11 protein-coding genes, 1 pseudogene and 2 riboswitches are annotated in these 10,667 nt (G+C 54.6%); of the genes and pseudogenes, 9 read left to right on the forward strand and 3 right to left on the reverse strand.

Annotation, left to right across the window (positions count from 1 at the left end):
- The 3 genes from L692_RS0101555 to L692_RS0101565 form a co-directional block, all read left to right on the forward strand.
- The coding region (locus L692_RS0101555; RefSeq protein WP_025696571.1) for a transglycosylase domain-containing protein at positions 1-1,294 on the forward strand (1,294 nt) is incomplete at its 5' end.
- Between the two features lie 200 nt (positions 1,295-1,494).
- Positions 1,495-2,685: a copper amine oxidase N-terminal domain-containing protein gene (locus L692_RS0101560; RefSeq protein ID WP_025696573.1), complete on the forward strand. Its 1,191-nt coding sequence runs from the start codon at positions 1,495-1,497 to the stop codon at positions 2,683-2,685.
- 63 nt (positions 2,686-2,748) lie between these two features.
- A complete protein-coding gene (locus tag L692_RS0101565; protein ID WP_025696575.1) occupies positions 2,749-3,222 on the forward strand; it encodes an AbrB/MazE/SpoVT family DNA-binding domain-containing protein in 474 nt (157 codons plus the stop codon).
- 113 nt (positions 3,223-3,335) lie between these two features.
- On the opposite strand, the gene L692_RS0101570 is transcribed toward L692_RS0101565, so the two are convergent.
- Entirely contained in the window at positions 3,336-3,842 is a 507-nt protein-coding gene (locus L692_RS0101570; protein ID WP_025696577.1) for a YwhD family protein, read from the reverse strand.
- Positions 3,843-4,047: 205 nt separating this feature from the next.
- Here L692_RS0101570 and L692_RS0101575 point away from each other — a divergent pair, with 205 nt between their 5' ends.
- The 6 genes from L692_RS0101575 (at position 4,048) to L692_RS0101600 (ending at position 9,876) form a co-directional block, all read left to right on the forward strand.
- The gene (locus tag L692_RS0101575) at positions 4,048-6,042 is read left to right on the forward strand and encodes a M1 family metallopeptidase (RefSeq protein WP_025696579.1); all 1,995 of its coding nucleotides are present in this window, start codon (positions 4,048-4,050) and stop codon (positions 6,040-6,042) included.
- Positions 6,043-6,053: 11 nt separating this feature from the next.
- Complete coding sequence (locus L692_RS0101580) at positions 6,054-6,884, forward strand: hypothetical protein (RefSeq protein WP_025696581.1); 831 nt, start codon at positions 6,054-6,056, stop codon at positions 6,882-6,884.
- A gap of 203 nt (positions 6,885-7,087) precedes the next feature.
- Positions 7,088-7,228, forward strand: a riboswitch (cyclic di-AMP (ydaO/yuaA leader).
- Positions 7,229-7,249: 21 nt separating this feature from the next.
- Complete coding sequence (locus L692_RS0101585) at positions 7,250-7,717, forward strand: C40 family peptidase (RefSeq protein ID WP_025696583.1); 468 nt, start codon at positions 7,250-7,252, stop codon at positions 7,715-7,717.
- A 255-nt stretch (positions 7,718-7,972) separates the two neighbouring features.
- A riboswitch (cyclic di-AMP (ydaO/yuaA leader) is annotated at positions 7,973-8,114 on the forward strand.
- 5 nt (positions 8,115-8,119) lie between these two features.
- Positions 8,120-8,611 carry a C40 family peptidase gene (locus L692_RS0101590; protein WP_025696585.1) on the forward strand — a complete coding sequence of 164 codons (492 nt, stop codon included), beginning with the start codon at positions 8,120-8,122 and terminating at the stop codon, positions 8,609-8,611.
- A 306-nt stretch (positions 8,612-8,917) separates the two neighbouring features.
- Positions 8,918-9,418, forward strand: a complete 501-nt coding sequence (locus L692_RS0101595) for a GNAT family N-acetyltransferase (RefSeq protein ID WP_025696587.1) — start codon at positions 8,918-8,920, stop codon at positions 9,416-9,418.
- Positions 9,419-9,519: 101 nt separating this feature from the next.
- Positions 9,520-9,876 carry a c-type cytochrome gene (locus L692_RS0101600; RefSeq protein WP_025696589.1) on the forward strand — a complete coding sequence of 119 codons (357 nt, stop codon included), beginning with the start codon at positions 9,520-9,522 and terminating at the stop codon, positions 9,874-9,876.
- Between the two features lie 95 nt (positions 9,877-9,971).
- Here the strand turns inward: L692_RS0101600 and L692_RS0101605 are convergent, their stop codons facing one another.
- Both L692_RS0101605 and L692_RS32295 read right to left on the reverse strand, forming a co-directional pair.
- Positions 9,972-10,265, reverse strand: coding sequence for a 4a-hydroxytetrahydrobiopterin dehydratase (locus tag L692_RS0101605; protein ID WP_025696591.1), 294 nt, complete (start codon positions 10,263-10,265; stop codon positions 9,972-9,974).
- A gap of 219 nt (positions 10,266-10,484) precedes the next feature.
- Positions 10,485-10,667: pseudogene (locus tag L692_RS32295) on the reverse strand (hypothetical protein); the annotation flags it as partial.

Consider the following 10,667-nt stretch of genomic DNA (forward strand, 5'->3'; position numbering starts at 1 on the left):
GCCCCGGGAGGCACAGACGGCCTCGCTGCCTGCGTCTTACTTCCGCGATTATGTCGGCGCTGCGGCGGCCAAGCTGCTCGGCATCAGCACCGAGGAGCTTGAACTGGAAGGACTGAGCGTGTATACCACGCTTGATCCGGATATGCAGCAGGCGGCGGAAGCAGCGGTGGCCCAGGGGATGGCGGGCGCGGGCGGCCTGGAGACGGCGCTCGTCTCCATTGATCCCCGCACCGGCTACATCAAGGCTATGGTCGGGGGCGTCAATTACCGGGCGAACCAGTTCAACCATGCGCTCGCGACCACCCGGCAGCCCGGTTCCTCCTTCAAGCCGATTATGTACCTGGCCGCGCTATCCGAGAAGGAAATGACGGGCCTGTCCGTCTTCAACAGCCAGCCGACCCTGTTCCATTATGACAATAACCGCAAGACGTACCAGCCCCGGAACTTCGGGGACAAATATCTTGGCGAGATCAATATGCGGCAGGCGATTGCGGCCTCGGACAATATTTACGCGGTCAACACGATTATGAAGGTGGGGCCAGACAAGGTGATCGAAACGGCGCGCAAGATGGGCATCGTCAGCCCGCTTTCGAATGTGCCTTCGCTGGCGCTGGGCACCTCGCCTGTCAGTCCGCTGGAAATGGCCGGGGCTTTCTCGGTTATCGCAAGCGGCGGCGTCAAGATGCCGACAACCGCTATCCTCAAGATCGTAGACGCCAAAGGAAACGTACTGTACGAGGCCCCCGGGACGGCAGGGGAAAGCGTGGTCTCGCCGGCGGCCGCTTATGTGCTGACCCGGCTGATGGAAGGCGTGTTCGAGACGGGGGGGACGGGCAACCGGGTGGCCTCGCTGATCAAACGCCCCGTCGCCGGAAAGACCGGAACAACGGACACCGACGCCTGGATGGTCGGCTTCACTCCGGAGCTGTCCACCGCCGTCTGGGTCGGTTATGACAAAGGGCGTGATATTACGGCAACGGAGGGGAGACGGGCGGCTCCGATTTTTGCGCAGTATACGGAGCAGGCGCTGGCCAATGTCCCGCCGAAAATCTTCCCGATTCCGGACGGCGTCGTCAGCGTCTATATCAATCCGGAATCGGGCAAGCTGGCCACGGCGGCTTGCCCGAATAAAGTGCTGGAGACTTTTATCAGCGGGACCGAGCCGACCGCCTACTGCAACCTGCACGGAAACGGCAAAGAAGCGGAGCAGGCGGCGGGAACAGGCGCCCGGAAAGGCAGCTCCGGCGAAGACCATACCTGGTGGAGCGATATCAAGCGCTGGTGGCTCAACTAGCTTCATGTGCTTGCACAGCGGGCCGGGGACCCGGTGTAACATGATATATCCAAAGCAAGCCTTTCCTTTTGGGCAGCCAATCGGGGAGGTTTTTTCATGCAACCTTTTTACAGCCCACTACGTCCATTATCGCACAGCATTTCCCATTATTTTGATGGTAAAGTGAATTATCGCCATTTTAAAGAGAAAGAGGTTATGTCATGAATACCCGAAGCCAAGCCTCCAGACGAACCGCCGCTCTGTTAGCCGCTTCCGCGCTTACCTCCCTGCTTCTTGCCGCTACGCCGATTGAAGCGGCTTCCGTGACGTCCGCTCCCTCCGCCGTCCCATCCGCAGCGAAAGCCCCCGTGCTGCATGAATTGTCTCTGGAGCATTCCGGCTTTCAGGAGAATGGAACGACTTATATCCCTTTGAGAGACATCTGTTCCTTTCTGGATCTTCAGCCGCTGTGGAATCCGGATAAGGCCAGCCTTGAAGTCACGGGAATTTATCAGGCGGTCAGCCTGAAGCCGGACCAGCCGAAGGCTTACACCGCAGCCGGAAAGGTGATCATGCTCGGGGCAAAGCCGCTGATCCGGGACGGAGTCACTTATGTGCCGGAGAAGCTGTTCTCCAAAGCGTTCAGCATACCTGTTGTCTGGAAAGGCGAGAATCGGTTCTCCCTTCCTTATACAGTCAAGCATGTCATGACGGCTGCGGGACGCGAGCTGTTCTGGCTAAGCCGGGAGCACGGCGTCCTGCGCAGCGGACCGAGCGGCTCTGTGCCCCGCCGCGCAGGGATAATCCAGGTTGCCAACCTCGATTGGGTGAGCATGTCGGCGCGCAAGATCAACCCCGCCAGCTATGCCGTCGAAATCGAGAACGCCTACGGTGAGCCGCATATCAACAACACCCGCTGGCGCGTGCTTGTTTCAGAGGGTTCCCTGGTGCGCCAGGCCAAGACCCAATATTGGGGTGCCCGCATGCTCGGGATGAAACGGGATGTCTTCGCTTTTCAGGGCAATGTGGTTATGGTTGACGGACAGACGCTGATGCTTGCGGGTCCGGACGGGCATATTGTTGAAGAATATAATCTACAGAAGCTCACCGGCATTGATGACGCCTTTGCGGCGGAAGCTGTGGACACCGACTTTGTGCTGGTACGGCCCTTCCAGAAAGGGACGCTCATTCTGATCGATCGCCGCAGCGGACAGAGCGTTCAGCTCTACAAGGAGCTGCTCAGCGCGGCCGACCAAGCCTGGCTGGAAGCCTGTCCAGACACGAACATCGACTATCCCGGCGACAGGCTTGTTTATACCGGTCGCTCGGAGGACACGCTTTCTTTTGAATGGACATCCTTCAATCAGGGGCAAAAGGTTCATTTTACGTACACGCTTTCCCCTTTATCTTAAAATACATTTACTGTTATAATAATTAAATACAACCAAATCTGAAGATATAAGAAGGGACATGGAATGAAGGATACAGGTATGATCCGGAGTTTGGACAATCTTGGACGCATTGTGGTTCCCGTAGAAATTCGTATGACGCGCAATATTGATATCGGGGATCCGATCGAGTTTTTCATTTTGGATGATCACATTATTGTACTGCGGAAATACACGTCGACGGAATGCACCTTTTGCAGGAGTCTGGACAATGTCACTTATTTCAAGGATCAATTCATCTGCAGCCAGTGTCTTCAGGAGCTTGCGGCTCCGGGTCAGGGCGAGGACGCTCCGGAGCAGGAGCCGGGCGATGAAGTCCATGTTCCCTCTTCGGATCTTGGCACCGGGAAGAGAAGGACCAAATCAGACGAGCTGCGCGAGCGGCTGGAGCAGACGATGCTGGAGCATCCGGGCGCGAATCAGAAGGAGCTGGCCGGGATGCTTGGCATTAGCCAGGCCAGAGTCAGCCAGCTTAAGCGAAAGCTGGGAGGTGGCCGGTAGACGCAGTACGCAGCTATCCATAAATGTAAAGGCTTCGCCCTTCCTTAGATTTCATGGAAGGGCGAAGCCTTGTTATGCCGGTAACGGGTCTTCCTGCCCGTAGAAACGCTTCTTCAGGCTTCGAGAGCCTGTCTCAATTCCTCGGGCGACGCATTCCACCAGTCCGCATTATGCGAGACGAGCAGCGATTTCAGCGCGGCCTTCTCCTGTGCGCCAAGCCCCTCCACAGCGATCCGCCGCTTAAGGGCCCAGTCCAGCCTGTTCACATGATCCGCAAGGATCTTCCAGCCGCGCTTGGCCTCACTGTCAATCCACATCTCGCATGCGGTCAAGCCTGCGTAATGCTGTCCTTCCGGCGTACGTTCAACCGCCACCCACACCACCCATACCTGCCTGCCTTCCGGCACTTCCTCGCGGTTCGGGGAGAACTTGATTCCCTTCTCCACCTTGCTCTTGGCATGCATGGCTCCAATGTCAATGACTGCCTCGTCGCCGTCAATGATTACAGGCGACACGTTATTCAAATCGATAGAGCCTGCCCCGAAGCCTTTATGCTTGCTCCTCGCGTTCACAATATTCAAGGCAATCTGTTTCTTGCTGTCCGGCTGCTTGTTGTCCATGCCGCCACTCCCTTCCCTTGTACAAAATGTAGTGATTTACAGGCCTCGCGCCTGTCTTCTTCTCTTAGATTTCCAGGAGAAACGTGCTTGCATCCTTCCAGAACGCCTTCGGGCTTTCTGCTTGAATAATTTAATTTTAGCTAATAAAACGGCGGATGCCAACATATACATCCCGTAGAAGCTTGTCAACGGGAGGAATTACAGTATGAAGCGACGATTCCGCACAACCCTTCTCTTCGCCGCCCTGGCCGTCCTCTGTGTGTCCGGAGGAGTGCTATGGGCGCTAACCGGTTCTTCTCCGATCTCCCGGTCCGCCGCCGCCCTGGAGCCAGCCAAGCCCCCGGCTATCATCCGCCAGGAGCCGGCTGGTAAGCCCGCCCTGCCCGACACCCCCCAGGCCCCCGTGACCCAGGCGCTCAGCCGGAGAGTGGCGGAGTATCACATCAGCGTTCAGCTCGCTCCGGATGAAAGAAAGCTGACCGCTGCCGAGACGGTCACCTGGACCCATCCCGGCAAGAAACCGGTCAGCGACCTCTATTTTCATCTCTATCCGAATGCCTTTGCCTCGGACAAGACGACCTTCATGAAAGAATCCGGCGGTAAGCTGCGCGGCGACAGCATGCCCCAGGACGGATATGGCTCCATGACGCTGACCGATGTGCGCACGGAAGACGGCGTGTCCCTGCTGCACCGGATGCGGTACGTTCAGCCCGACGACGGCAACCCGGGCGACCGGACGCTGGTCAAAATCCATCTTCCCCAGCCGGTAAGCGGCGGGGAGAGCGTTACGCTCAGGCTGCAATATGAAGTAAGCTTGCCCAAAATCTTCGCCCGGATGGGCCAATCCGGAAATTTTGTCATGGCCGGTCAGTGGTTCCCCAAGCTTAGCGTCTACGAACCCGCAGGGACGCGCGGTGTGAAGGAAGAGGGCTGGAACCTGCACCAGTATCACGGCACTTCCGAATTTTACAGCGATTTCGGCATATACAGTGTGGCTGTTTCCGTGCCCGCCAATTATACGGTGGCCGCAACCGGATTCCCTGTCAAGAATCCCAAGATTGCGAAGGGGCGCAAAATCTATCAGTTCTATGCCGACGATGTCCATGATTTCGCCTGGGCCGCTTCTCCTGACTTTGTCTATGCGGAGGAAGCCTTCTCTTCGGCGGAAGTGCCCGGCGTGCGGATCAAGCTCTATCTGGACCCGCTGCACAAAGATCTGAAGGAGCGCTATTTCCAGGCCGCCAAGGCCGCATTGACCGCTTTCAGCAAATGGTACGGCCCGTATCCCTATACCACGCTGTCTATCATCGTGCCGCCCAAAGAAGGCAACGGAGCGGGAGGCATGGAGTATCCCACCCTGATTACCGCCTTCGGCGCGGAAAGCGGCTCTGCCGGGACCTCGCTGGAGCGGACGGTGATCCACGAGATCGGGCACCAGTATTTTTACGGCATGGTTGCAAGCAATGAATTCGAAGAGGCCTGGCTTGATGAAAGCTTCACCTCCTATGCCGAGGATCGGCTGATGGAGCAGGAGTACGGGATCGCCACCAACCTGCCTCTGCAGGCCAGTCTCGTCACTTCTCCCAAGCCGCTGACGCTGAATACCTGGAAATACGGCGGAGCCAAAGCCTACACCCAGAACGTCTACGTTCGGGGCAAGCTGGTGCTCAAGGATATCGAAAGGCAGGTCGGCGTGAAGACGATGGATTCCATTCTGTCCTCCTATGCGCGCAGATATCGCTTCCACCATCCCTCCACGGCCGATTTTCAAAAAATGGTGGAGAAAGCAACCAAAACATCGTGGCAGGAATACTTCGACCATTACGTATACGGCGGAGACGCTCCGGACTTCTCCGTTGAAGGCATTACGGTAAGCAGGAACAAGAACGGCAGCTACGAATCGCTGACAACCATCGCCAATAAAGGCAGCCTGTATGCCGGGGTAAGCGTCAAATTCACCTTTGCCAATGGCCGCACGCTGCAGAAACCATGGAACGGCCAGGGGGGAGAAACTTCATTCCGGCTCACCTCCGCGGCTCCACTTGTTTCAGCCGAGGTCGATCCCGGTCACGAAGTGCTGCTGGAGAACAGGCATATGAACAACTTCAGAAAAGCGGCTCTCCCCGCCGCCTCCGTCTCCCGCTGGACGCTCGGCCTGACTAACGCAATCGAAACTGTGCTCGGAATCTTCGTCTGGTGAGGTGAGATCAAATGAGAACCTGGATAATCCGCGGCTGGGGCAGTGTCAAGGAGCAGCTATATATTCTGATTCTGCTGTTTATCTATCGTCTGCTGTGGGGCTATTGTTTGTACCGGTTTGTGAGATCCGCGGTGGTTCCCGCGCTGCTGCGCTATCCGTCGGAAAATGCAGGCGGCAGCGCGATCGGCAGGCTGCTGTACTATATCGAAGCCCAGCTGAGTCTATCCTCTGGCACCGACGCGCGGCGCTGGCTGTGGACGCTGCTTATCCTGGCCGCCGTGCGCCTGCTGGCCACGCCGTTCATCCGCGCCGGCCTGCTGCATGAGCTGCATCAGGAGAGCAGGGGCGAGCGCGGGCTGTTCTTTTTTCCCGGAATGAAAAAGTACGGGCTGCCCGTGCTGCTCTTCAGCGCCGCTGAATGGGTCCTGACCCTGCTCCCCCTGTACTGGCTCTTACCGAAGGGCTACAGGCTCATTCTGTCCTCCTACTGGGAGCCGGCGATGCTGCTCCGGATTCTTCCATACCTGCTCGCATGGCTGCTCTATGTATTCATTATCCGGCTGATCCTGCTCTATATGCAGTTCGGTTATACCGGAGGCACCGGAGTATTCGCTTCCTTGCCTGTAGCCTTGCGCTGCCTCCCGCCCGCTTCCGCGCTAAGCGCTCTGTTTGGGGCAGGCGGCCTCCTGACCTCTCTGATATGCGCAGCCGCCGGCTGGCTCTGTCCCGGACTGCCCGCTCTCTTCATCAGGCAGCTTGCGCCCCTGCCCTCCACTCTGCTTGATATGTGGGGATTGTCGGCGCAATATCATCTATGGCGCAGCAAAACTGCGGCTCTATAAGAATAGAAAAAAGAGTTCGAATTCCTTGACCGGAATCTGAACTCTTTTTTATTTCTCCATCTCCGGCGACCCGTCAACTGAAAATTGTTTGCAAAACGGGAAATCCTCTGATACAATGAGGCATGTGTTGAGGTAACAAGTTTGTAATCTTTAAAGTGATTTTGTTATATTGCCATATGATGTTGAAACGAGTCGATATACAGGTGCACAGCAAGCCAAATCCCCGGGCACCGGGGAGCGGGGGAACCATTTTTTTGGGTGAATTGATCTGGCAATCAAGGGATCATAGGGAACCTTCAAACCGAATCCTTAAGCTAACCACGCAGGCAATTGGAAGGAGAACATAAGCTTTGAGAAGTCGACACATAAAGAAGAAACTCGCAGCAGCTGCACTCAGCCTTGTGATGGCTTTCACTTTAGGCTCCGGAAGCGCTTTCGCAAATTCCAAAATGGACACGGTTATTGCAAAAACTTTGGGAACCTCGTATAAAACCGGCGGAACGAGCCTGTCCGGCTTTGACTGTTCCGGGTTCACCAAATATGTCTTTAAAAAGATGGGGCTCAATCTGCCCCGCACCTCCAAAGCGCAATTCAGTGTAGGGACCTCCGTATCCCGCAGCAAACTGCGTTCAGGGGATCTTGTGTTCTTCAATACGCTCGGAAACGGCGTCTCCCATGTTGGCATTTATGTCGGCAACGGCAAATTCGCGCAATCTTCTTCTTCCCGAGGCGTAACGATCAGTTCGATGAGCCAGTCCTACTGGGCCAATCGTTATATCGGCGCCAAGCGGGTTATGAGCACGAAAGCATACCAGGCTGTAGCTTACGACTAATTAAATATTCGCCCGGGCCATGATTCAAATATGCAATCAAGCTCCGGGTTTTTCCTTGTTCCTGACAAAATCTATGGCCAGTCTATTAGACTAGCACTTTTAAGACTGCTTTTTACTATATTATACTAAAAGTAATTGCCAAGCCTCAGAAGGTTTGCTACAATAATCGCAGTGACTTTTAAGTAACATTTTTGTAATTAGTATCCCGGTATTAACAAAAATTTTGTCATGATTGACGCAAAATCCGAACAATATATACAGCAAATGCCGAGTTCCCTAACGATAGGGAAGCGGGGGAACCATCTTTGGGTGAATTGACCTCCTGTTTCAAGAGGGGTCATAGGGGACCTTCTACCGAACCCTTAAGCTAACCTCGCAGGCATATGGAAGGAGTCCAGTCTCTTGAAGAAGAAGTTGGCAGCAGCATTTCTGAGTTTGTCCATCATCCTTACGCTCGGAGCAGGCAGCGCATTCGCCGATTCCAAAATGGATAAAGTGATCGGGGGCGCTATTGGAACGAAATACGTATCCGGCGGCATAACCACCAACGGATTTGATTGTTCAGGATTTACGATGTATGTGTTCGACAAGATCGGCATTAATCTTCCGCATCAGTCAGGCTCCCAATATAAAATGGGCAAAACGATATCCCGCAGCGATTTGCGGTCCGGTGATCTTGTATTCTTCAACACTTCCGGAAGAGGCGTCTCCCATGTCGGCATTTATGTCGGTGACGGCAAATTTGCGCATGCTTCCTCTTCGAAAGGCGTGACCATCAGTTCCCTGAGCGACAGCTACTACGTTAACCGTTATGTGGGCGCCAAGCGAGTGATGAGCTCCGACGCTTATCAAGAAACGGCTGTCGATTCCCAGGACAATGATGATGTGCAATAGCATTGTTCAGCGTGGCCCCCTCCCGGATGATCCTTTCCGGCGAGGGGGCTTTATTCAAATTTTCTACGAGAAACGCTCTTGCGTCCTTGGTGGACGCCGCCAAGCCTTTCTTCTTGAGTTATTCTTATTTTACCCCTCCCCGGATTTGTCAAACACGTTCGCCGCATTTTTCGCCCGTTTTCAGAATATTTTTCACGTTTGCTTTCAGTTTGGCCTCTACTGCAAAATTTTTGCGTCGCAATGCCCATTTTATGTATATAATTTAAGTATAAAGGTTCCCTGCGAGGAAAGGAGGTCGCTGAACGTATGATTAGCTCTCCCGTTATCTTTCACGTCGTTCCTATGACCGCTGCGCATGCCAAGAACATTTGCGGATGGCATTACAAGGCGCCCTACAATATTTATGGCTGGCTGTCATGGGATAAGATGGAGGCCCTTGGCATTGAATTTGGAGATCCCCGGATTCGGAGGGAGCAGTATGTTTCGGTATTGAACGACAAGGATGATCTGTGCGGGTTCGCGCAGCTCTTTCCGATGGTAGGAACCGTCCGGCTCGGTATCGGCATGCGTCCCGACCTGTGCGGTCATGGTCTGGGCCATTTGTTTGTGGGCGCGATTGTTAGAGAGGCGCTGAAGCGTTACCCCAGCCGTGAGGTGGATTTGGAAGTCCTGACCTGGAATCAGAGAGCGATTCGCGCCTACCGCAAATGCGGCTTCACAATCACCGATACGTACGAACGCCGTACGCCAAATGGCGAAAAACCGTTTTACTGTATGGTCTATGACAAGTCCTCGGCTAAAGCTTAAACCGGGCTGCCCGCTGTTCATTTTTTTGACACAAACGCTATGATAGCGCTTCACCATCCGTTATAATAAGTGTAGCAGCTTACACAGGAGGGACGAATGGGATGCAAAAATGGATCATGAGCGGTTTGTTTTTCGCCGCCTGCGCCTTCGCGGTTATCCTGATGTTCACTCTGCCGGGGAAGGAGCAGGTTGCTGAGCAGAATCAGCCGACTATGCCGACCGTTAAGGCGGACCCTGCCAAAGCGGAAGCGACTGTGAAGGCCAACTGCATCAGTTGCCACGGCGATCAGCTTCAGGGCGGGGTCGGACCGAGTCTGCAGCAAGAAGGAAACGATCACAATGCGGAGCAGATTTACAGCATCATCACCAAAGGAAGAGGACAAATGCCTTCCTTCAAGGATAAGCTGACTCCGGAGGAGATTGCAGGCGTCGCCATGTGGCTGTCCGAGAAAAAGTGACTTGTTACAGACAATACGCCTCTGCGGGGGAAAGACTCAGCTTCCTGTCGCAGAGGCGTATTTTTCAAAAAAATCTTCTATTGTCGCTACCGAAACTAACGGGTCTTCTCAAATGCTTCGTTAAACTCATGGGCTTCGCGTACATCAAGCGCGGTAATGCCCGTACCGTCTTCCCCGCCTGTCGCAAGCCGCAGGATCACCGTTTTATAATCGATTGTAATATGCGGATGATGGTCGAACGCTTCCGAGATGGTGGCAACCTCGTCCACGAAGGCAATGCCTTTCATGAAATCGCCAAACATATATTTGCGCACCATGGCCCCGCTTTCCAGCTTCCAGCCTTCCAGCTTGCCTATCTGCTCACGCAGCTCTCCCTCGGTTAATAGCACTTTATATTCCCTCCCTTATAAGCGGCCCCCATGTCACCTCAGCCCATTCGCTAAACAAAACATCCCTCAGTTCTTTCGTCCAAGGGATGCGCTAGGATAAAGGTTTATTTTCGGTTTAATCTATTCTTGAATCCCTACAGTTATACCTTGGGCACTATCAATTTTACCATGGACCGCAGACTTCGGGCAAATGCAGCGGCTGTTCCTCCCGTCCCCGGGTTAAACAAGCTCAACGGATTCCATATCCTCGTCCCCGACCAGAATATTGATGCGGTGCGCCTCCTTGTCGTAAATAACGACTCCGCTGCCGACATGGATCATCGGCTCGTTGCCCAATGCGAAGAACAAGTCCTCGGCCAGCGCCTCCCATACCTCCTGCTTCGACTCCTGCGGCAGCTCCCG

The sequence above is a fragment of the Paenibacillus forsythiae T98 genome, from assembly GCF_000520735.1.
GTDB lineage: Bacteria > Bacillota > Bacilli > Paenibacillales > Paenibacillaceae > Paenibacillus_AQ > Paenibacillus_AQ forsythiae.